This is a genomic window from Novosphingobium capsulatum NBRC 12533, from assembly GCF_001598375.1.
Taxonomy (GTDB): domain Bacteria; phylum Pseudomonadota; class Alphaproteobacteria; order Sphingomonadales; family Sphingomonadaceae; genus Novosphingobium; species Novosphingobium capsulatum.
Window position 1 is genome coordinate 1 of sequence record NZ_BCYV01000024.1, and the last position, 22116, is coordinate 22116.

Consider the following 22116-nt stretch of genomic DNA (forward strand, 5'->3'; position numbering starts at 1 on the left):
TTCCTGCGTTCAGGATCCCGCTAATCGGCGGCAAAACGCCACCAGGCGGCATCGCCCGTGCTGGCCAGCCTGGCTGAATCCGAGCGCGAGCCGCAAGCGCAGGTCCATTGCGGAACCTTTTTGCGCTGCAGCAAATATCAAAATGCTTTGGTCCTTTTCAAATTGCTTCATACACAAGGCCGGTGTCTATCCGTATAGATACAGTGATTTAGGGGCAATCGTTGGACCATCATCAACCTGTTCGTCGCCCGTCGCGGGCGAACTTTCTGCGCGCGCAAGCCAGCCTGGCTGCCATGGCGGTCGTCTTGCCAGCCCATGCCTGGGCGCAATGCGTGGAAACGGCGGACACTGCGGTGACCTGTACCGGCACGGCCAGCGATGGTTATGTCATCACGCGTTCGGGTACGGCCCTGACGGTTGACGAGGGCGCCAGCCTGAACACCAACGGCCCGGCGGCAATCACGGTGGCGATGCCGGCCACAGCGTCGTTTCAGTCGCGCTATGCCACGATCACGGTCAATGGTGCTGTGTCGAATACGGGGACTGCGGGCATTGCCGTGCTATCTGGGCCAGCCGATTCCAGCGGCACCGATTTTGCCGGCTCCAGCGTCAATCTTAGCGTTGGCGAGAACGGCACGGTCGCGGGCGCGTACGGCATCACCTTGGCGAGAAGCCCTGGCAATCCCTATGGCAGCACCTGGCTGTCGATCGCCAATGCCGGCACCATCACCGGCACGAGCGGCGTGGCGATCTACGATACCAACCCCAATTTCAGCTTCAATACGATCTACAACACCGCCAGCGGGTTTATCGGCGCGATCCAGGCCAATGCCGCAATTCGCAACAGCGGCACGATCGACGGCGGAGCGCTGAGCGCGATCGCGCCATCGCTGGGCAATAGCGCATATTATCGCACGGTATGGAACGAAGGCACGATCACGTCTGGCAGTGCCAGCTCTACCATCGTGCTGAGCTATGGCACGGTGACCAACAGCGGGACGATCAGCAACACCGGCAGCGGGGCTGCGATCGGCGGTGCGTCATACCTGACGCTGACCAACCTTGCGGGCGGCACGATCAGCGCCAGTGGCGCCAGCGTGATCGACGGAACGCCGGTCCAGGCGGACATTACCAACAGCGGCGTGATCAGCAACACCGGCGATGGCACGATCATTGCCGCTGGCAGCGGCACGCTCAATGTCACCAACGCTGCCGGCGGCATGATCTCGGTCAAGCCCGGCAATACCGTGTTGAGCACGCAAGGCAGCCTCAACCTGGTGAACCAAGGCACAATCGTCGGCAATGTCCTCACCGGGTCTGGCAACAGCACGATCGATTCATCCCAAGGGTCGATCGCCGGCAATGTCGTGTTCGGATCGGGCGATGACGTGCTGGTGGGGACGCTCAACGGCGGGAACCTGGTAACCGGCATTTCCGGCGCAATCGATGGCGGCGCCGGGGTCAATACCTTGAAGCTGGTGACCAGCAGCGATGCGACACTGTCGGCAGCGCCGGTGCTGCCGACGCATTTCACCCAGCTCAGCCTGGCGCCCATCTTCGGCACGACGCTGACCGTGGCAAGCGACTATCCCACTGTATCGTCGCTCTACTTCGATGGTGCTGGAACGCTCTTGAACCAGGCCAGGATCAGCGGGACCGGAACGGTGGTGAGCAATACTTCGTTCTATCCAGCGGGCGGAACGTTCGTGAACGAGGGCACTATTACCAGCCAGACCGGCGGTGATGCTTATGCCGTCGACCTTGCCAATACCGTCATCGATAACAAGGCATCCATTTCCGCAAGCGGCAATGGCCTCAGGACAAACGGCGACAATTTCACCAATAGCGGCACGATCACCGCGGGCGGCACGGCTGCCTCGGTCTATACTGGCTCGGGCTTCAGCAACAGCGGCACGATCCGTTCGACCGGCGGAACTGCCCTGGAACTGACCTATACCTGTATCTGCACATCCGGCACCAACAGCGGCACGATTGCTGGAGCGACGACCGGAGTTCTGCTGGGTGACGGGATCCTGACCAATACCGGACAGATCAGCGCGTCTGGGACGGCCGTGGTGCTGGGAGCTTATGCCCAGATCGACAATCGCGCCGGGGGCATCATCACCGGCGGCAATGCCGCCGTCGCGCCAAGCGAGTCCTGGGCATTTTACATCCGTGTCTATAACGCCGGCACGATCAATGGGGACGTCAAGATCGCCACTCGCACTGGCAACTCCTCCTATGGCGGGACGATGTACGTTGCGACCAGTGGTGGGATGCTCAACGGCAATCTGACCCTGGGGCGGGATGACGTGCTGATGACCACGCTGAGTGGGCCGGGAACCAGCGGCTTTGCCGGGATCAACGGCGTGGTTCAGGCGGATCATTCGGAATTGCGATATGACGTGACGGGCGACGCGAGCGCCACCCTGGCGCTGCCCAGTGGCTTTGCCCGCGTCGGCTATCAGGTTGCGAGCGGCACCACCCTGGCATTGCATGCCGATGGAACCTGGGGTTCCACGGTGAGCATCGCCGGCACCGGCAATGTCGTGCTGAGCGGTACGGTCGCCACGACCGACATGGTGGCCTTGGGCACGACGTCGGTGATTCCGACCCAGGCCACTGGATACAATGGCAGCGTCGCGAGCATACCTGCCACGATCACCAACACCGGCACGCTGGCAACCACGCGCAGCGGCGCTGTCTATCCGATGGGCACGGTCGCGCTGCCGACGGCATACTACTCCTATGAAACGGGCACCACATTCATCAACAACGGGACGGTTCGCCTGACCGATACGTCTGCGGGCGGTAATACCGTCAGCTATTATGGCGCTGTCACCGCGCAAACGGTGGTGAACGCCGGCACGATCGTGGCCGATGGCGGCTTGGGCGTGACTGCCCACACACTGACCAACACGGGCAGCATCACCGCGAGCCAAAGCGCGGTGCAACTGATCGGCACCACGGTGAGCAACAGCGGCGCACTCGTCAGCACGGGTGGCGCGGCCATCGCCATGTCGAGCTATGGTTATTACAGCGGCGCGAACCAGGTGACCAATCTGGCGGGCGGCACGATTACCGGCGTTGGCGACGCGGTGGAGATGGGCGGCGGGCTGGTGCGCAATGCCGGCGTCATCAACGGGACAGTCGACCTGGGTTATTCCCCATACTATGACCGCGCTTACAGTAGTGGCGTCTATATTGCCGATGGGGGCACGATCAGCGGGAACCTGTTGTTCGGCGATGCCGATGATCAGTTGATCGAGACGGGAGCCGGTTTCGGCGTAAGCGGAACGATCGACGGCGGCGCGGGCACGAACACGATCGGGCATCTGCGCACCGGAACTGCAACCGTGACGCTGGGCGAGGCATTGCCCACAGGCTTTACGCAGGAATTCACGATTGCCGATGGTGCCGCCGCGCAGGTCACTATCGCTGGCCCGTCTGGCTATACCGGCAACATCTCGGTCGCTGGTACCGGCACAATCATCAACCAGCTGGCCACCACCGGCGGCGTAAGCACGCCGTTGGGCTATAATATCCAGCTTTTGCCTGGTTTGCAGGGCGATCTGGCGGGCTTCGTCAACCGGGCAGATATCGGCAGGGCTTGGGTGGCGACGGCGTTGTTCGACAACAGCGCCAGCATTGGTGCGCCGACCTTGGCTGGCGCTGCCGTTGCGGCATGGAGCAGGTCGAGCCTGACTTTCACCAACAGCGGCGGCATCGGCAACAATGGCGCAAGCCCGGCTGTCGACCTGGCGGCCAATACTTTCGCCGGCAGCAGCGTAAGCAACAGCGGCGTGATCACTGGCGGCCTCAGCATCGTGGATGGCGGTTACCTTTACCCACAGCCAACGGAGGCCGGCACCCTAACTATCGTCAACAGTGGCACGATTACGGGCTTCACGCCGCGGACCGATCCCGATTGGTACGGCTATGGGCAACCCGTCGGCTATGCCGTCTCTGTCGCAGCTAACGCCAGCAATATGGTCTCATTTGACAACGGTGGCCGCATCGTTGGTAACATCTATCTGGTTGGCGGCAACGCCACGCTGCTCAACAGCGGCACGATCACCGGCAATATCGTCACCGGCGACGGTGACGACCGCCTGATCATGAACGGCGCGTTTGCCGGATCGATCTATGCCGTTGGCGGAACCAATGTGCTGGAAATCAATGGTGGCAGCCAGGGCGCGCCGGTGGCGCTGGGCGAGGTGACCGGTATTTCGAGCCTGGCCCAAAGTGGCGGATTTGCCACGCTGGCAAACCAGGGCAGCTTTGGCACGGTGGTGCTGACCGGCGGGCGCATGGTCGGCCTGGCCGGCTCGGTGATGAACGCCGACAGCATTACCGTGGGGCGCGGCGCCGTGTTCGGTTCGGCAGGCACGGTCAACGGCAATATCACGGTGAGCGGCACGCTCAGCCCAGGTGCGTCGCCTGGGACGATGACGGTCAATGGCAACGTCCTGCTGGCCACCGGATCGACCACGGTGTTCGAAATCGCGCCCAACGCCCGTGACAAGCTGAACATCAACGGGACGCTGACGATCAATTCCGGGAGCACGTTGCAGATCGTGGCGACCACGCCGGTCAAGGTGGGTTCCACGCTGGACCTGATCAGCGCATCGGGCGGGGTGACCGGCCAGTTTGACACGGTAACGGGCCTGGCCGGTTCGCTGCGCACCTTGGCCAACGGTGACCTGGGCCTGTTGGTGCAGTTTGCCAATGCGCCGGGATATGCGCCGCAGGTGCGCCGCGCGATCGGCTATATCAACACTGCCATGGCGGCGGCCGATGCACCGGCGGCGCTGTTCCCCGCGCTCGACAGCTTGCAGGACAGCAAGGGCGCACCGATCGTTGCGGCGTTCGCACGCCTGACGCCAGAACCCTATGCCGATGCGCTGCAGATCGGCACGGAAACCGCGCTGGCCCTGGCCAGCACCAGCCGAACGATGGGCGAGGCCGAGGCGCGTGGCGACAGCCATGTGTTCGGGTTTGGCCAGATGGTGGGTGGCGCGCGCCAGTTCAGTGCCAATGGAGCGCAAGGAGTGAGCGCGGCAACGCTCAATGGCTATGGCGGCCTGGTTGGCCTGGGTGTCGGTGGCGAAGGCTATGCCGTCGCTGCCTATGTCGGGTGGATGGACCGGCACCAGACGATTGCCAGTCTGGGTGCATCGACCAAGGCCAGCGGCGCGATCGGCGGCGTGACCGCGCGGTTTGGCGGAAAAACCCGCGTTACGCTGTCTGCCAGCTATGACGATGCCGATGCCTTTACCCGCCGCACCGTGCCCGATGCCGGGGTGATCACGGCCAGCTATTCGCTGCCCAGCTGGTCTTTCGATGCCTCGCTCAGCCGCACGGTCCCGCTGGGATCGGGTTGGTTGCTGCGCCCGCAAGTGGGCACGACCTGGGTGCGGACCAGCCACGAGGCGATCCAGGAAGCGAGCGCCCATCCCTTTGCCCTCGATGTGGCGCGGGCGCGCCTGAGCCAAGGCTTTGTCGATGCCGGGCTCGGCTTCGAGACCGCGCCGGATGCTGCCTCGCTGTGGCGTCGTTTTGTCACGCTGGGCATGCGCTATCGCGTGCAGGGGCGCCAGGCGCGCGCGTTTGCCAGCTTGGCGGGCTCGGCCGACGAACTGGAGGCCGTGGGCGTGCGGCGCAACCGCTTGAGCGCCAGCCTGGTGGCCGGCGTCGAGTATCAGATGGCGCCGGGCGCCACGCTGTTCCTCACCGGTTCGGGCGAGCTGGGCGCGCCCAGCAATGGCGGCAGCGCCACGGCAGGGCTGCGCTTCCGGCTGTGATTCCCGGCGCTCAGGACAGGCGGCGAACCGCCTCGTCCCGGGCGATCAGGGGCAGCAGGGCGTTCATGTCCGGCCCGTGGTCCATGCCGGTCAGCGCCTGGCGCAGCGGCAGGAACAGGGCCTTGCCCTTGCGGCCGGTGCTGTCTTTCAGCGCGGCAGTGAGCGCGGGCCAGGGGTTGGCCCAATCGAGCGTGGCGGCAACCTGCGCGGCTTGCGCCAGGAACGCCCGGGTCTCTTCGTCAAACGCGGGGGCCGCGATCGGCCCCTGGATCACCTGCCACCAATCGGCTGCTTCGCCGATGTGGGCCAGGTTGGGGCGGATCGCTTCCCACGCCGCTGCGCCCATGCCGGCGGGCAGCAGGGCAGCGACGCGGTCATAGGGCAGGCGATGGACCACGGCGGCGTTGACGCGTTGCAGTTCCGCCTCGTCAAACCGGGCTGGCGCGCGGCCGAAATGGGCGAGATTGAAACTGGCGGCGAGGTCTGCCGCGTCGAGCGCCGGATCGACCGGATCGGACGTGCCGAGGCGGGCGAGCAGGGCAACCAGGGCTTCGGGCTCGATTCCCGCCTCGCGCAAGTCGGCCACGCCGAGCGAGCCCAGGCGCTTGGACAGCTTGCCCTCGCTGCCGGTCAGCAGCGCTTCGTGGGCAAAGCGGGGGGGCTGGGCGTTGAGAGCCAGGAACATCTGCACTTGTGTGGCGGTGTTCGACACGTGGTCTTCGCCGCGCAGCACATCGGTTACGCCCATTTCAATATCGTCGATCGCGCTGGGCAGCATATAGAGCCACGAGCCATCGGCGCGGCGCACCACCGGATCGGACATCTGGCGCGGATCGAAATGCTGCGGCCCGCGAATGCCATCGTCCCAGGTGACCGGGGTGTCGTGATCCAGCATGAAGCGCCAGTGCGGCTTGTCGCCGGCAGCGGCGCGGGCGGCGTGATCGGCCTCGGTCAGGGCGAGGGCCGCGCGGTCATAGATCGGCGGCAACCCGCGCCCGAGCAGGATCTTGCGTTTCAGATCAAGTTCCTGCGCGGTTTCATAGCAGCGATAGAGCCGGCCTTGCGCGATCAGCCGCTCGAACGCGGCCTCGTAGATGGCAAAGCGCGCAGACTGGCGCTCTTCGCGCTCGGGATGGAGGCCAAGCCAGGCAAGATCAGCGCGGATCGCCTCGACATGCTCCTCGCGGCTGCGCGCCGCATCGGTATCGTCGATGCGCAGCAGGAAGCGCCCACCATGCTTTTGCGCCAGCAACCAGTTGTGCAGCGCGGTGCGGATGTTGCCGACATGCAGGCGGCCGGTGGGCGAGGGCGCAAAGCGGGTAACCACAGTCATGGCGCGCGCTATAGCGTGATTGGCGGCCAAGGCCAGCCGGGGACTTATCCGAACAGGCGCGGCGCCAGCTGGACAACCTCGGCATCGGTCATTTCGATGTGGAACACATCGGCGAGGGTGCGCTGCCAGGCGGCTGCATCGGGAAGTTCGCTGACGTCGCGCCCATGCGCAGTCTGTACCGTCATCTGGCGGTCGAGCAGCGAGGCAAAGCCCTGCGGCTGCACGATCGAGACGATGCAGGCCTGTGTAAAGCGCGATTCCGGCCGGGTGGCGACCCAGTGGTTGGCCATGGCCAGGTCCAGCGCAGCCACTTCTGTGGTGTCGAAGCTGTATTGCGCCTCCCACGTGGTGCCGTCCTGGCTGCGTTCCACCTCCCATTCGCCGCGCAGCGAGCCGGGCGCGCGGGCGCGGCGCAAGCGGTGGCGATAACCATCAGCAGCCAGCGCGCTAGCGCCATCGGCCAGGGGCATGGGCGGGACATAGGACGAACCGAAACCGGCATCGGCCAGCCACTGCTCGCCGGCCAGTGTCACCAGGCTGAACGTGTGGGTGCGCGGTGGCACCACGCCGGGCAAGACGCGCAACCATACCCGTGCCAGCAGCGGCCGCGTGGGCATGCCCATGGTGGCCAGCATCGCCCCGAACAGGCGATTATGTTCAAAGCAATAGCCGCCGCGCGGCCGATCGACCAGTTTGCCCCGGATATCGGCCGGTTCCAGGCCGATGCCCCGGCCCAGCATCACGTCAAGATTTTCAAACCCGATCGCCTGGCGATGGGCGCGCTGCACCTGTTCGAGGCCCTGCGGCGTGGCAGCGGGGGCGGCGGCAAGGCCGATGCGGGCGAGATAGCTGGGCAGATCGCAGATCATGCGCCGCCACTTAACGGCTATGGCCTACAAGGCAATCACCAGATCGCGGGTGATCTGGTCTACGCTGGTGCAGCCGCATTGCGCCATGGCCAGTTCGAATCCGGTGCGCAGGATGTGCAGCATATGCGCCACGCCGGCCATGCCGCCCACCGCCAGGGCATGGTATTGCGGCGCGCCGACCAGCACCGCCCGGGCGCCCAGCGCCATGGCCTTGAGCACATCGGCGCCGCTGCGGATACCTCCATCGAACAGCAGCGGATAGTCGGCGCCCAGCGCGGCATGCATCGCCGGCAGCAGCATCAGCGCGGGCGCCACGCCATCGAGCACGCGCCCGGCATGGTTGGAGACGATTACCCCGTCGGCCCCGGCATCGCGGGCGCGCAGCGCGTCATCGGGGTGAAGCAGGCCCTTGACCACCAAAGGCAACGTGGTTTCGCGGCGTAGCCAGGCCAGGGTGTCCCAGGTTGGAGCCTGCGCGGCGAGCGCGCTGCCGAATACCAGCTGGCCGCTGTGGGCATGGGTGTGATGACGCGGCGGCGCCTGCCCGGCAAGATTGGCTGCCTCCACGCCGGGCGGCAGCGTAAATTCGGCACGCTTGATGGCGGCATCCACCGTTACCACCAAGGCGCCATAGCCGGCTGCCTCGGCCCGGCGCACCAGGGCGAGCGTGTCTGCCGGATCGGGCTGGACATAGAGCTGGAACCAGGCGGGCGGCGGCGCGGGGCGCTGCAATTCCCTGGCCGCATCGAGCAGGGCCTGGACGATCGTTTCCAGCGCCACGCTCGACAAGGTGCTGGTCACCAGCGCGGTGTCGAGCGCGGCGGCGGCCTGGGCCGTGGCGATTTCTCCCTGGGCATGGGCCAGCCGCTGATAGGCCACCGGGGCGAGCAGGATCGGCGCGGCGTGGGCCTGGCTGAACAGCATGGTGCCGGTGCTGCCGCCGTCGAGCAGGCGCAGTATGCGCGGCACCAGGCCCCAGCGCGCCAGGGCGGCACGGTTGGCATCTGTGTGGCCCTGCTGGATATGTGCCCAGGTAGCCGGATCGATGAGTGCGGCGGCGTGCCGCTCGTAATCATCGAGCGTGACGATGTCGGCCGGCAGGGGCAAGCCGGTCATGGCTGCGACCAGCGGCGCAGCAGATTGTGATAGACGCCGGTGAGCGCCGCGACCGAGGGATGATCGGGCTGGTCGGCGGCAAGGGCCTGGATCGCCTGGTCCATCTCGAACAGGCTGCGGCGGTCGGCCTCGGCCGGGACCAGGCTTTGCGTCCAGAAGAACGCGGCCAGGCGTGCGCCGCGCGTCACCGGGGTGACGTGGTGGTGGCTGGTGCCGGGATAGAGCACCATGTCACCCGCGGCGAGCTTTACCCGGTGCGCGCCATAGCTGTCTTCCACCACCAGTTCGCCGCCATCGTATTCGTGCGGATCGGACAGGAACAGCGTGCTGGAAATGTCGGTGCGCACATAGGTGTCGGTGCCGGGCAGGCGGAACAGGGCGTTGTCGATGTGGCTGCCGTAAGTGCCGCCGCCTTCATAGCGGTTGAAACGCGGCGGCAGCACGCGCAGCGGCAGCGCGGCGGCGATGAACAGCGGCGTCTGGCCGAGCCGTTCGAGAATGCGCTGGCCCAGCGCGGAGCCCACCGCGCTGTCGAGCGGCAATTGCAGGTTGGCCTTGGCGCGCACGGCGAGATGGCCGGCGGTGGCGCGGCCGTCTTCCCATTCGGCCTGGGCCAGCGCGGCGCGGGCCTGCACCACGTCGTCCGGCGAAAGGACGCCGGGAATATGCAGCATCATGGCAGTGGCTTTCAGCCTTGCAGCACGAAGGGAATGGACACCAGGCCCTGGACCATCACGGTTTGCCCGTTCTGGCGGGTGGGTGTCCAGCGCCAATGGCGCACGGCGGCCAGCGCGGCACGATCAAGCCGGTCAAACCCGCTGGAGCGGGACAGGCCGATATCGGCGACACGGCCATCGAGCCCCACCGTGACATTGAGCACGACCGTGCCCTGCTCGCGCGCGCGGCGCGAATCGATCGGATAGCGCGGCGGGCTGGCATCTACCAGGTTGGCCGACAGATCGCGGCCCTTGGCAATCGCTGGCGCTGCCGGTGCGGCCGGGGCTGGCGCCGCCACCGGGGCTGGCGCAGCGGCCGGGGCGGGAGCGGGCACGACAACCGGCGCGGCCACGGGGGCGGTGGCGATCGTCGGTGCGGGCAAGGTCAGCGTAATCGGCGGCGGCGGCGCCACGATGGGCGAGGCAGGCTGCACCGGCGTGCGCGGTGGCTGCTGCGCGGCCTGGGGCGGCGGCGGTGGTGGCGTGAGATCAGCCGAAAGGCGCACCGCCGTGAGCGTGTGATGGCGCGGCTTGGCCGCCACGATGCCCAGCGACAGGAAAGCCACGAGCAGTGCGCCAACGGCAGCGCCCGCCCCGATCATGGCCAGCCCGCGCGGTCGGCTCGGTTCATAGCGCGCAGGCTGCCAGGTGGCAGGCCGCAGCGGCACGACCTCTCCGCGCAGGCCGGACGATGCCGGGCGCGGCGCAAGGGTTGGCGTTGCGATCAAACTGGCCTGGCTGCTCACTATTCTGGCCCCCGTTGGCGGTTTGGCAGGTTATTGAGAGTCATTCGCATAGCCGCTTCTCCGGCGCGAGTCGAGAGAATAGATCGCAATAGCGCTCAGAGCGTTCGGCCAGATGGCTCTGACCGCGTGCATGGGGCCACATTGCGGACGTCTCACCGCCCGTGGCGATGGCGGATTTCTAGGTCGCGCGGTGCTTAGGAGCCTTGAGGTAGATCAAATTGGAGAATCATTATCAATAGCGTTGCGACTGATAGCAATTCGCATTAAAGCGCTCTGCGGCATCGGCGGGGCCGGATGCGCATGCCCGCCGGCACCAGGGATCGGCGCAAGCGCGCCGCAGCCTGCCGCAACGAATGATATGTTTCGCGCAAAGGATGAATGAGTGAGGGACAGTTTTGATCGTGCCGGTGCGGCGGGGGCTGCCGGTTTTCTCGCGCTGGGTTGCATCAGTCTGATCGCGGGTGCCGTACCCGCACTGGCCCAGGATGCAACGGCCGCGCAAAACCCCGAGCCGCGCGTGCTGGGCGACGTGACCGTCACCGATACCGCCATTACCGAGGGCAGCTACAAGACCGAACGGGCCGCATCGCCCAAGTACACCGCCCCGCTGCTCGATACCCCGCGCACGATCACGGTGATCCCCGCGCAGGTGCTGCAGGACAATGCCACGGCCAGCCTGGCCGATGCGCTGCGCTTCGTGCCGGGCATCACCCTGGGCGCGGGCGAAGGCGGCAATCCGCAGGGCGATCGGCCGTTCATCCGTGGCGCCGATGCGCAGAACAGCCTGTTCCTGGATGGCGTGCGCGATATCGGCGCGCAGTCGCGCGATGTTTTTGCCGTCGACCAGATCGAGGTGGTCAAGGGTTCGGACAGCACGATGAACGGGCGCGGCAGCGTGGGCGGGGCGATCAACCTCGTGTCCAAGCAGCCGACCGGCGAGCGTTTTGCCAATGTCTCGGCCGCTACCGGCACGGCGGAATATCGCCGGGTGACCGCCGATGTGAATCAGCCGATCGGCAATGTCGGCCTGCGCCTGGCCGCGATGTATCACGACCAGCACGTGGCCGGGCGCGATGCCGTGTGGCAGGATCGCTGGGGCGTGGCGCCCTCGGTCAAGTTCGGCCTGTCTGGCCCGACCAGCCTGACGCTGGACTACTATCACCTGGAAAGCCATGAGCTGCCGGATTCGGGCATTCCCTATCTGCGCACCACCGCCAATGCGCCGGCCGGCTATAGCGAAACCACCGTGGCCACGACCCCGCGCACGGCGTTCTATGGCCTGGTTGATCGCGATTTCCGCCACACCCTGGTCAACACCGGCACGGCCCGCCTCGAACACCATTTCGCCAATGGGCTGACCTTGCGCAACACCACGCGCTATGGCGTGTCGAGCCAGGGCTATGTCCTGACCCAGCCCGACGATAGCCAAGGCAACGTGATCAACGGCAATGTCTGGCGCCGGGCCAACACCCGCTACAGCCGCACCACCGGCTTCATCAACCAGACGGATTTCTACGGCACGTTCACGCTGGGCGGGATCAAGAACAGCTTTGCCCTGACCGGCGAGGTCAGCCGCGAAACCGCCAATGTCGGCAACTATGTGTCGAATGCGGCCACGGGCACGGCGATTGCCACCGGCATCAGCGCGGCGGGTGGCCGCTGCGGCGCTGCGTCGATTGCCGCCTTCAACTGCACCAGCCTGGCCAATCCGAATCCTTACGACCGCTGGGTCAGCTATACCGCCGATGGATCGGGCGTAACCGCGCCGATCATGCTTTCCGCCGAAAAGACCTGGACCAGGTCGCGCACCAACACCCAGGCGGTGTCGCTGTTCGATACGGTGAACTTTTCCGATGCGCTGCTGCTCAACCTGGGGCTGCGCTATGATCACTATGTCACGCGGGTGAGCCCTGGCCTGTTGCCGACCGCTGCGGATGAAAGCGGCCGCGCGTGGTACAGCCGGATCGACAACCTGTGGACCTGGCAGGCCGGTCTGACGTGGAAGCCTGCGCCCAACGGCAGCATCTATGCCTCGGCCTCCACCGCCGCCACGCCGCCGGGTTCCTATCTGGCCAATGGCAGCGACAGCAACGCGCTCAATACCACCAGCCAGGCGATCACCGATGCCCTCAAGGTGGAACGCACGCGCAGCTATGAAGTGGGCACCAAGTGGAACGTCTTCGGCGAAGGGCTGTCGCTGACGCTGGCCGCGTTCCAGACCGAAACCACCAATGCCCGCGCCACCGATGCCAACGGCACCGTGACCTTCATCGGCAACAAGCGGGTCAAGGGCATCGAGGTTTCGGCCAGCGGCAACATCACCGACCGCTGGAATGTCTTCGGCGGCTATACCTATATGGATTCCACCATCATCAACGGCGGCACCACTGCTGTGACGGCTGGGGGCGTGACCTATTACGTACCCTCGCCCAGCACCGGGCAGCGCTTTCCCAACACGCCCGACCACAGCTTTACCGCCAACACCACTTACAAGGCCACCGACCGCCTCTCGCTGGGGGCCAATGCGCTCTACATGAGCAAGGTCTATGGCGGTTATGGCGCGGCGGTGAGCGGCGGCGTCATGACCAAGACCCTCGCGCGCTATGTGCCCGGCTATTGGCGGTTCGATGCCAATGCCAGCTTCCAGGTTACGCCGCGCTTCTCGCTTCAGGCCAATATCAACAACCTGTTCGACAAGCGCTATTATGACAAGGCCTATAGCTCGCACTTTGCCAGCCAGGCTGCGGGCCGCACGGCGATCCTCACGGCCAATGTGAAGCTCTAACGGCTATTGCATTGCCAAGCAAAAGGCCGCCGGAGACAATCCGGCGGCCTTTCTTGTGGCCATGATGCTATCAGTGTTAGCATGATTATTCCATCATCGCTGCCAATGCCGGGCTAAGCCACTCGCCACCCGACGGATCGACCAACCGCGTGGCGAGATTTTCGCGCACGGCCACAGCGTGGGCCTGGGCTGGCGCCATCACGATCAGCGCGCTGGCCCAGGCATCGGCCATTGCGCCATGGCGGTGCAGCACGGTTGCCGCCCCATGGCCCCGGCCAGGCTGGCCCGTGGCAGGGTCGATGGTGTGCAGGCCCAGATAGCTGCCCGAGGTCGCCGTGCTCAACTGGTGCAGCGCCACGCGCAGCGGCGCCAGGTTGGCGCCGGGCGGGCTTTCCACGTCTACCCACCACGGATCGCCATCGGGACGTAGCCCGCGCCCGGTGCATTCGCCGCCCACCTCGACCAGGGCGTGGCGCAGGCCCTGCGCGGCCAGCAGATCGGCCACGGCATCGGCCGCATATCCCTTGGCCACGCCCGACAGATCGAGCCACAGGCCGCCGGGCTGGCGCAACCAGGCGTGTGCCAGGATCAGGCGCTGCCAGCCTGAAGCCGTGCTGGCGGCGGCCAGTGTGGCGCTGTCGGGCGGGGCGGGGTGGCGGCGGGGGCCGAGGCTCCAGGCGTCGGTCAGGCGGCCAATGGCCGGATCGAACGCGCCATGGCTCGCCCGCGCCACGGCCAAAGCATGGTGCAGCACGCCGGCGAGGTCTTCATCCACATGCAGCCAGGTTCCCGGTGCCGCGCGGTTGAAGCGCATCAGCAGGCTGCCGGGCTGCCAGTGGCTGAGCGCCCGCTCCATCCGGTCGAGCCGCGCCTGGATGAGGGCATGCAATGCGGCGCTGTCCGCGCTGCCAGCCAGATGGGCCAGGCGCACCTGCCAGCGCGTGCCCATGGTCAGGCCCGACAGGGTGATGATCGGCGCCGCCGGATCGAACCCGGCAAGGCTGTCCGGGTCGACCGCGGTGGGCACGGCAAGGCGCAACATCCGGTTTGCCTGGTCGGGCAGGGTCAGGGCGCCACGACTTCCAGCGTGGTGGTATAGCTGGTGCGGCGATGGGCAGCGCGCGGGTTGGCCGGGTGATCGTCCGTCAGGCTGGCGTTCAGCCAATAGAACCCGGGCACCGGCCATTTCACCGTGACCGTGCCATCGGCGGCAGTGGTCAGTTCCTGCGCGCCCTCGATATCGCGATAGCGTTTGGCGCCAGGGATCACCGTCACCTTGAGCTTGGCCGCCGGCTGCCCATCGATCAGGAAGCGGAACTTGCCCGGCTCGTCGCTCACCAGTTCATCGGGATGGGTGATGGGCACCATTTCCAGCCCCTTGCCGCTGGGGGCAAAGGCCTGCGTCGTGGGGGTGCCGGCGGTGACGAACACGAAGTTGCGGTTGAGCGTTTCGGTCAGGTTTACCTCGGTGGCATCGGCGGGAATATCCGCCAGGCTGGCCACCATGTGATCGGGTGCGATCTGCGGGCGGGGGCCGCCTTCGCCACCACCCGGTCCGCCGGGGCCACCGGGACCAGCCGGGCCCCCCGGCATCATGCCGCGCGGCGGCGCACCCATTCCCGCTTGGCCGCCTGGGCCGCCCGTGCCGCCCGTGCCGCCGGGACCGCCTGGGCGGCGCATGCCCAGCCCCCACAGCTCGCCATTCACCTTGAACGTGCCAGAAAGATTGGCCATTTCCGTGCCGATCTTCCAGGTGCCGGGCTTGTCGATCGCTACGTCGAACACCGATCGCGTGCGCAGCCGCGCGGCGTTTTCGATCTTGCCCGGCGTACCATCGGGCGCCCAGACCTTGACCTGGTCAACCCCCAGCGGGAAGTGATCGGGATAGAACAGGTCGTTGGAAATGGCCGCATCGACGGTGACCGATTGGTTGGTATCGGCCAGCACGGTGATCGAGGGCAGCAGCCACATGCGATGCGCCCGGGCGGGCGCGCCAAGTGCCAGCGCCATGAGCGGCGCGGCGAGTGCCAGAGTCTTGCGGTTCATCGGGTCGGTCCTCTCAACGCAGGGAAACGGTCACCTGGCCCAGTTCGGCCCGGCCGCTGGCGCCAGCCGGAGCGGGCTTGGCTGGCACCGAGAACGGCACCTGCACCAGTTCGCGGCCGCCGGTTTCGCGCGCCGCTTCCACGAACAGGGTATAGGCCCCGGGCCGGAGCCCGGCAGGCAGTGGGATGCGATAGGCGCCCGGCGCGCGGGTCTGGCTGGAAAGGCCATCGGCTGGCAGGCCCAGCGAACGGCCGCCCTTGCGCCACCAGCTGCGCAGGTCACCCAGCCACTTGGTGCCCGGTTCGCGACCTACCTTCTTGATATCGTACCACACCCACAGCGTGCGGGCCTGGCCGCCGCCGGCCGGCTCGATCCATCCGGCCACATAAGGCCGGTGGTATTCGGCCACCGACAGGCGCGGGACGGTGACAGTGATCACGCCGGCGGGCGCGGCGGGGGCGGCCAGGGCCAGCTGCGGCGCGGCGAGCACGCCAGCAACAAGCGGAAGGGACTTGCGCATCGACAGGGGTTTCCCTTGCGGTCAGTGGATGAAGAACAGGGCGATGCCTGCGGGGATCACCAGCCCCAGCGCCACCAGCGGCCAGGTGGCGGGGCGATGGCGGGCGTGCAGCTGCAACAGGATCAGCCCGGTCAGCGTGAAGACCACGCAGGCCAGCGCGAACACATCGATGAACCAGAACCACACCGTGCCGGTGTTGCGGCCCTTGTGCAGATCGTTGGCCCAGGAAATCCAGCCGCGATCGGTCTTTTCCGAGGTGATCGCGCCGCTGTGGCGGTTGACGCTGACCCAGCGGTCGGTGCCGGGGCCGGGCATGGCAACATAGACTTCATCGTCAGACCATTCGCCCGCGTGCCCCTGGGGATCGATGCCCACGGCGCGCGCCACCGCCTGGGCCACGGGTGCGGGCAGCGGCGCATCGCTGGCCGCTGGCGCGGCTGCGATCTGTGCCAGCAGCGGGGCGGGCAGGGCGGCGTTGCGATCGACCACCACCGGCTCGGCATTGATCTGCGCGGCATGGTTGAGCGTGATGCCGGTGATGGCGAACAGCATCATGCCAACCAGCGCCACCGCCGCGCTGATCCAGTGCCAGGTGTGCAGCTGCTTGAGCCAGAACTGCCTGGCCTTGCGCGCTTTCTTGCCCTGCGTGCGGTCGGCGGTCGGACCCCTGGGCACGGGCGGCGGGGCAGCAGGCGGGCGCGGGCGGTCGATCTGGTCAAGCGTGGTCAAGGCGGGTCCGTCGCTGGCAGGCTGGAGTTGGTACCGCTCTTAACCTAATGCGAGTCATTTGCAAGTTTGTGGTTGTATCACGGCTGTTACGGGTTTGCCCTGCTCCGCAATTCCCCGGAATCCGCCTGCCGTGCGGGCTTAAGCATCGCCACGCTAGGAAAAGCGCGAAATCCGCCCATGGAGTGTTCTTCGATGCTGAGCGTGCGCACGCGGCAGGCAACGCGGCTGGTCATCGGCCTGATCGTGGTCGCCATCACCCTGGCGGCGTTCGTGGTCGCGCAGATCCGCTTTGGCGGCCCGATGCATCACGAAAGCCTGCTGCAGGACGAACTCCTGGCCGATATCCTGCCGCCACCGTGCTTTGTGGTGGAACCCTATCTGCATACCACGCTGATGCTCGACGAGCCCGCCCGCACCAATGCCGAGATGAAGGCCCTGGCCGAAGAGGAAGCCCAGTTCAAGGAGCGCCAGGCCTATTGGCAGGCGGCGCCCGTGCCCGATGCAATGCGCGCGCCGGTGCAGGCCGTGCTCGATGCCGAAGTGGCGTTCTGGAAGACCGTGGACGAGCAGTTCCTGCCCGCGGCACGGCGGGGCGATCTGGCGGCGATGCGGGCAATCCACGCCGGGCCGCTGCGCCAGGCCTATGCCTTGCAGCACCAGCGCGTCGATGCGCTGGTCACGCTGTCCAACACCAACCGCGCCCGCCTGCTCGAAAGCGGCTATCGCCAGGTCATGGTCTCGCTGGTCGGCACCGGCCTGCTTGCCGCGCTGGTGCTGGTATTGGTCGTATATGTGGGGCACCTGCTGCGCCAGCGGGTGATCGCTCCGCTGGTCGATACTGCCGATGGCATTGTCGATATGGCGCAGGGCGCGCTGGATCGCCCGCTGGCAGGCGCCGAGCGGGTGGACGAGATCGGGCAGATCGTGCGGGCGATGGACGTGTTCCGCGCCGCGGCACAAACGCGCGAGGCCGATCGGGCGGCGCAGGGCCGGGTGGTCGATGCCCTGGCCCATGGGCTGGACGTGATTGCCGGCAAGGATCTGGAGCAGCGGATCGATGCGACGTTCCCGCCCGGCTTCGAGGCGCTGCGCACCAACTATAACACTGCAATCGCCGCCATGGCCGAGGCGCTGCGCGGCGTGCGCGTGGGGGCCAACCGCGTGGCCCGCGCCATCGCCGAAATCCGCGCCGCATCCGAAGACCTGGCCCAGCGCAACGAGGAACAGGCGGCCAGCCTGGCCACGACGGCAGGCTCGCTCGACAGCGTGACCCGCAGCGTTGGCGAAACCGCGCAGCGCGCCGCCAGCGTGCAGAGCGCGATCGGCGCTGCCCAGGACGAGGCGGCTGCCGGTGGCGACGTAGTCACCCGCGCGGTGGCGGCGATGGCGGCGATCGAGGCATCGTCGGCGCGGATCGGCCAGATCATCAGCGTGATCGACGGCATCGCCTTTCAGACCAACCTGCTCGCGCTCAACGCGGGGGTGGAGGCAGCCCGCGCCGGAGACGCTGGCAAGGGCTTTGCCGTGGTTGCCTCCGAAGTGCGCGCGCTGGCGCAGCGCTCTGCCGATGCAGCCCGCGATATCAAGGCCCTGATCGGTGAAAGCACCGAGCAGGTGAGCCACGGCGTGACGCTGGTGGGCGAGACCGGCGCGCGGCTGGGCGGCATCGTCACGCGGGTGGAAGAGATCGGCGGCCTGGTTTCGGGCATTGCGCAAGCCGCGATCGACCAGGCCGACAAGCTGCGCGACGTAAACCGCGCGGTCAGTGACATGGACCGCATGACCCAGCAGAACGCGGCCATGGTCGAACAGTCATCGGCCGCCACCCGCAGCCTGGCCGAAGAGGCCGAAGCGCTGGCCCGGCTGGTATCCACCTTCCGCACCCGCGACGTGGCCAATCGCCCGGCTCATGTGGCCAGGCCCCAGGACCTGCGCCGCGCCTCGATGCGCGAGGATGCCCAGCCGGGTCCGCGCCTGGCACTGGCCGCGGGGTAGCCTGCATCCGCCGATGCCTTGGGAGTGCTCTGTATAAAGTTCGTTGAAGGCCGGGCACATGGCCTCTACAGCTATGGCGCCGGCAATGTTTTTGTCGCTACGGCCGGTCAGGCGTAACGCACCGATCGCCGCAGCAGCGGTGACACGCGTCATCGCGCGCACGAGGACACGGCAGACACCAGCATTCGCGTGCTGGCTATGTCCGGCACATGTTTCGGGGCCGCCCCTGGACGGGAGAAAGCCGTGTTGTCGAGAGTGCCCTTTCCGGTCCGTTTTCCCATTCCCGCCCCGATCATGGCTTTGGCTGTGGCCTGCGGTCTGGTCCTGGCGCCGGCCCCGGAGGCCCTGGCCCAGGCAGAGCCCCAGGCTCAGGATAGCCAGGCCCAGACCAGTCAGGCCACGCCGTCGGCCGCTCCCACGGTGGCCGTGCCGCAGGTTGCCGGGCCGGGGCTACCAACCTTGAGCAATGCCGACGGCAATCTTGCCCAGCGGCTGATCACCGGCAGTCAGGCCACCCGTTGCCGGCCCGGCCGCAGCGCCGATGGCGCGATCGTGGTCTGCGGCGGCGCCGAAGCGCGGGAGAAGGAGCGCCTGCCGCTGCGCGACCAGACCGATACCGCGCAATCGACCAATGACGGCCTGCCGCGTGCACCCAATGTATTTGGCATGGCGCCGTGCAAGGGCAATGGCGCCTGCGTCGGCTTCGGCAGCGTGCCGCCGCCGATGTATTACTTCGATATCACTGCCCTGCCGCCGCCGCCGCCCGGATCGGATGCCGATCGCATCGCCAAGGGCGAGATCCGCGCACCCTGAGCGCTGCTGGTCGCTGGATATGAAAAGGGCCTGGAAAGCGATGCTTTCCAGGCCCTTTTCAGTTTGTCGGCGGCTTGCGGGCCCTACTCGTCGAGGATCGGCAGGACCACGGGCGGCTCGGTCAGGCAGGGGGAGTCGCACAGCAGGGCCATGGCCCGGCCGATCGCGCTTTCCGGGCCATCGTGCGTCACCATGTGCACCAGCACCGTATCGGCATCGCCGGCAGCCAGGCCCGGGGTGCCCTTCTGGATCAGGCTTTCGATCGAAACCCCGGCGTCACGCATCGCGGCGGTGATCTCGGCCAGCGCGCCGGGACGGTCTGCCACGTTGAAGCGGATATAGGCGCTGCCGATGCGATCGCCGGTCTCGGCCGGCGGGGCCTCGCCCAGTTCGGCCACGGGGATGGAGAACGGCGTGCCGATATCGCCCCGCGCAATGTCGATCAGGTCGGCAACCACGGCGCTGGCGGTCGGTCCGTCGCCGGCCCCGGCACCCTGGAACAGCAGGCGGCCGACAAAGTTGCCTTCGGCCACCACGGCGTTGGTGGCGCCATCGACATGGGCCAGCGGGTGGTCACGGTGCACCAGGTGCGGCTGCACGCGCTGCACCAGGCGGCGCTGGCCGCTGGCGTCCACTTCGGTATCGGCCATGCCGATCAGGCGGATGTAATAGCCCAGCACATCGGCCTGGGCGATATCGGCGGCAAGCAGGCGGCGGATGCCGCGCGTCGTCACGCTCTTGAAATCCATCCGCGTGCCGAACGCCACGCTCGACAGGATCGCCAGCTTGTGCGCGGCATCGATGCCGTCGATGTCGAACGTGGGATCAGCTTCGGCATAGCCCTTGGCCTGGGCTTCGGCGAGCACGTCGGCAAAGTCGCGGCCGGTATCCTCCATGGTCGAGAGGATATAGTTGCAGGTGCCGTTGAGGATGCCATAGACGCGCTTGATATCGTTGGCGGCCATGCCTTCCTTGAGGCTCTTGATCACCGGGATGCCGCCGGCCACGGCCGCCTCGAACTTGAGCGCGGCATCGGCCTTTTCGGCCAGCGCGGCCAGTTCCAGGCCATGGTGGGCGATCATCGCCTTGTTGGCGGTGACCAAGTCCTTGCCGGCAGCCAGCGTATTGCGCGCCAGGGTCAGCGCCGGGCCGTCAGACCCGCCGACCAGTTCGACCACCACGTCCACGTCGGGCCGGGCGGCCATCGCGGTCATGTCGTCTTCCCAGGCATAGCGCGACAGGTCCACGCCGCGGTCCTTGCTGCGATCGCGGGCGGCCACGGCCACGATCTCGATCCGCCGCTCGGCCCGGCGGGCGATGAGGTCGGCATTGGTTTCGATCAGCCGGATCACGCCACCGCCAACGGTGCCCAGGCCGGCGAGCGCGATGCGCAAGGGTTCGCTCATGGTCTTCCCACTTCTCGTCTTGTTCTCTGGCCGGTGCCCTAGTTCAGCACCGGCCAAAAGGCCAGCATCAGTGCGCAGTTCTCAGTGCGGCGGGCGATTGCGCGTGCAGGGGCCCAGCTCGCGGATCACCTGGGCATAGTCCTCGCTGGCGATCTGGCGATCGTCGGCCGTGCCGCTGATCACGCTGCGGGGCGGCAGCTCGGGCGGCAGGGCGCAGGCCAGGCGATACCATGCCAGGGTTTCGGGCTGGGGCGGCTTGGCCGATTGGTCGACGATCTCGGAGAAGCTCACGCCCCAGGTGGTTCGTTCGCCGGGGCGGCGCAGGATCGAGAGCGAGGCAGGCTTGCCATCGGGGGTGGAGAGGAACACCTGTGTTTCGCCCTCGCCGGTCAGGTTGCCCGGCACGTGCATGGTCTCGCGCACCCCGGTGATCACCGGCGGCTGGCCGTGGTTGACCAGTTCGGTCAGGATCGGGCGCAGCCGCGCTTCCAGCTCGGGCGTCCAGGGCAGCATCGCATCGGGCGACACCAGCTTGAGCTCGCCCGGACGGCCGTTGACCGGATCGGCCAGCAGCAGCACCGGCATCTTGCGCAGTTTGGGCACCTTGCCCCGCGCATCGAGCGGCACGTCGGCCAGGAAGCTGAGCGTATCGGCAATGTCGGGGCCGACCAGCAGGGCGGTGGTGCGCGCCTCTATATAGAGGCGCACCTTGCCCGGCGCGACATCGGCAGACAGTGCCGGATTGATTTTGGAAACCGCGGTGATTTCTGCCTTGGCCACGATGTGCGCGGGCAGGGCAAGGTCGACAAGATCGGCATAGGTCAGCGCCGGAGCGTCAAGAGTGCGAATCATGGGCGGCGCCGATTGTGCGTGCAGGGGCGCCGAAATGCTTGCAAACACCAGCATGCCAGCGACAAAATTTCGCATCGGATGCGCGGATTTGGGCATATTCCTCCTTCCGTGCGGCGCAGCGCCGCAAAATTGCTAAGATTTCCTTGCGATTGCGGGACGCATCGCTGAATCATGGCTTAACCGATAAAGCATTTGCGCCCTTATAGGTTCGGCGTTAAAGCTCCCGATCGTTCGGGCAAACAAAAAACCAAGTCCGAACCATGCCGCCGCCGGGCCCTCTGCGTCCGATGTCGGCGGTCCGGGTTGTTCGGCAGGGTGGAATGAAATCGCTGGATTGTCTCGTCGGCCGGAACGGTGATTCCGGGCGTCGGTCCTTTTCGGGCGCG

Annotated in this window: 15 protein-coding genes; 4 read left to right on the top strand and 11 right to left on the bottom strand. The window is 66.9% G+C overall.

Going from position 1 to position 22116, the window contains the following annotated elements; translation table 11 throughout:
* The first annotated feature begins 332 nt into the window (after positions 1-332).
* Positions 333-5804 (top strand): hypothetical protein, encoded by a 5472-nt coding sequence (locus SCA01S_RS18685; protein ID WP_157089041.1) that lies wholly within the window; start codon positions 333-335, stop codon positions 5802-5804.
* A gap of 10 nt (positions 5805-5814) precedes the next feature.
* On the opposite strand, the gene gltX is transcribed toward SCA01S_RS18685, so the two are convergent.
* The 5 genes from gltX to SCA01S_RS18710 are packed head-to-tail and all read right to left on the bottom strand — an operon-like array spanning position 5815 to position 10584.
* Entirely contained in the window at positions 5815-7137 is a 1323-nt protein-coding gene (gltX, locus tag SCA01S_RS18690; protein ID WP_062788161.1) for a glutamate--tRNA ligase, read from the bottom strand.
* Positions 7138-7181: 44 nt separating this feature from the next.
* The gene (locus SCA01S_RS18695) at positions 7182-8006 is read right to left on the bottom strand and encodes an arylamine N-acetyltransferase family protein (protein WP_062788163.1); all 825 of its coding nucleotides are present in this window, start codon (positions 8004-8006) and stop codon (positions 7182-7184) included.
* Positions 8007-8030: 24 nt separating this feature from the next.
* Positions 8031-9122 (bottom strand): alpha-hydroxy acid oxidase, encoded by a 1092-nt coding sequence (locus tag SCA01S_RS18700; protein ID WP_062788165.1) that lies wholly within the window; start codon positions 9120-9122, stop codon positions 8031-8033.
* Positions 9119-9799 carry a Fe2+-dependent dioxygenase gene (locus tag SCA01S_RS18705; RefSeq protein ID WP_062788169.1) on the bottom strand — a complete coding sequence of 227 codons (681 nt, stop codon included), beginning with the start codon at positions 9797-9799 and terminating at the stop codon, positions 9119-9121. The genes SCA01S_RS18700 and SCA01S_RS18705 overlap by 4 nt, the downstream gene beginning before the upstream one ends.
* A gap of 11 nt (positions 9800-9810) precedes the next feature.
* Positions 9811-10584 carry an energy transducer TonB gene (locus tag SCA01S_RS18710; RefSeq protein WP_062788171.1) on the bottom strand — a complete coding sequence of 258 codons (774 nt, stop codon included), beginning with the start codon at positions 10582-10584 and terminating at the stop codon, positions 9811-9813.
* Positions 10585-10966: 382 nt separating this feature from the next.
* On the opposite strand from SCA01S_RS18710, the gene SCA01S_RS18715 reads away from it, so the two are divergent.
* Positions 10967-13369 (top strand): TonB-dependent receptor, encoded by a 2403-nt coding sequence (locus SCA01S_RS18715; protein ID WP_062788173.1) that lies wholly within the window; start codon positions 10967-10969, stop codon positions 13367-13369.
* Between the two features lie 85 nt (positions 13370-13454).
* On the opposite strand, the gene SCA01S_RS18720 is transcribed toward SCA01S_RS18715, so the two are convergent.
* The 4 genes from SCA01S_RS18720 to SCA01S_RS18735 are packed head-to-tail and all read right to left on the bottom strand — an operon-like array spanning position 13455 to position 16610.
* Positions 13455-14411, bottom strand: coding sequence for an FAD:protein FMN transferase (locus tag SCA01S_RS18720; RefSeq protein WP_327195897.1), 957 nt, complete (start codon positions 14409-14411; stop codon positions 13455-13457).
* Positions 14412-14434: 23 nt separating this feature from the next.
* A complete protein-coding gene (locus SCA01S_RS18725; protein ID WP_062788175.1) occupies positions 14435-15415 on the bottom strand; it encodes a DUF4198 domain-containing protein in 981 nt (326 codons plus the stop codon).
* A gap of 13 nt (positions 15416-15428) precedes the next feature.
* On the bottom strand, positions 15429-15935 hold the full coding sequence (locus tag SCA01S_RS18730) for a DUF2271 domain-containing protein (protein WP_062788177.1): 507 nt from the start codon (positions 15933-15935) through the stop codon (positions 15429-15431).
* A 21-nt stretch (positions 15936-15956) separates the two neighbouring features.
* Complete coding sequence (locus SCA01S_RS18735) at positions 15957-16610, bottom strand: PepSY-associated TM helix domain-containing protein (protein WP_062788206.1); 654 nt, start codon at positions 16608-16610, stop codon at positions 15957-15959.
* Between the two features lie 246 nt (positions 16611-16856).
* Between SCA01S_RS18735 and SCA01S_RS18740 the strand changes: the two genes are divergently transcribed.
* The gene (locus tag SCA01S_RS18740; protein ID WP_062788178.1) at positions 16857-18659 is read left to right on the top strand and encodes a methyl-accepting chemotaxis protein; all 1803 of its coding nucleotides are present in this window, start codon (positions 16857-16859) and stop codon (positions 18657-18659) included.
* A 294-nt stretch (positions 18660-18953) separates the two neighbouring features.
* Positions 18954-19472: a hypothetical protein gene (locus SCA01S_RS18745; protein WP_062788180.1), complete on the top strand. Its 519-nt coding sequence runs from the start codon at positions 18954-18956 to the stop codon at positions 19470-19472.
* Positions 19473-19555: 83 nt separating this feature from the next.
* Here SCA01S_RS18745 and SCA01S_RS18750 read toward each other — a convergent pair whose 3' ends face one another.
* Together SCA01S_RS18750 and SCA01S_RS18755 are read right to left on the bottom strand one after the other, a co-directional pair.
* Positions 19556-20878 (bottom strand): homoserine dehydrogenase, encoded by a 1323-nt coding sequence (locus SCA01S_RS18750; protein ID WP_022675742.1) that lies wholly within the window; start codon positions 20876-20878, stop codon positions 19556-19558.
* 81 nt (positions 20879-20959) lie between these two features.
* Positions 20960-21730, bottom strand: coding sequence for a hypothetical protein (locus tag SCA01S_RS18755; protein WP_107718762.1), 771 nt, complete (start codon positions 21728-21730; stop codon positions 20960-20962).
* Positions 21731-22116 lie beyond the last annotated feature (386 nt).

Excerpts from the sequence above, each read along its gene's own strand:
- gltX (WP_062788161.1), bottom strand. The coding sequence starts at position 7,137 with ATGACTGTGGTTACCCGCTTTGCGCCCTCGCCCACCGGCCGCCTGCAT.
- SCA01S_RS18695 (WP_062788163.1), bottom strand. The coding sequence starts at position 8,006 with ATGATCTGCGATCTGCCCAGCTATCTCGCCCGCATCGGCCTTGCCGCC.
- SCA01S_RS18700 (WP_062788165.1), bottom strand. The coding sequence starts at position 9,122 with ATGACCGGCTTGCCCCTGCCGGCCGACATCGTCACGCTCGATGATTAC.
- SCA01S_RS18705 (WP_062788169.1), bottom strand. The coding sequence starts at position 9,799 with ATGATGCTGCATATTCCCGGCGTCCTTTCGCCGGACGACGTGGTGCAG.
- SCA01S_RS18720 (WP_327195897.1), bottom strand. The coding sequence starts at position 14,411 with ATGTTGCGCCTTGCCGTGCCCACCGCGGTCGACCCGGACAGCCTTGCC.
- SCA01S_RS18725 (WP_062788175.1), bottom strand. The coding sequence starts at position 15,415 with ATGAACCGCAAGACTCTGGCACTCGCCGCGCCGCTCATGGCGCTGGCA.
- SCA01S_RS18730 (WP_062788177.1), bottom strand. The coding sequence starts at position 15,935 with ATGCGCAAGTCCCTTCCGCTTGTTGCTGGCGTGCTCGCCGCGCCGCAG.
- SCA01S_RS18740 (WP_062788178.1), top strand. The coding sequence starts at position 16,857 with ATGCTGAGCGTGCGCACGCGGCAGGCAACGCGGCTGGTCATCGGCCTG.
- SCA01S_RS18745 (WP_062788180.1), top strand. The coding sequence starts at position 18,954 with ATGGCTTTGGCTGTGGCCTGCGGTCTGGTCCTGGCGCCGGCCCCGGAG.
- SCA01S_RS18750 (WP_022675742.1), bottom strand. The coding sequence starts at position 20,878 with ATGAGCGAACCCTTGCGCATCGCGCTCGCCGGCCTGGGCACCGTTGGC.
- SCA01S_RS18755 (WP_107718762.1), bottom strand. The coding sequence starts at position 21,730 with ATGATTCGCACTCTTGACGCTCCGGCGCTGACCTATGCCGATCTTGTC.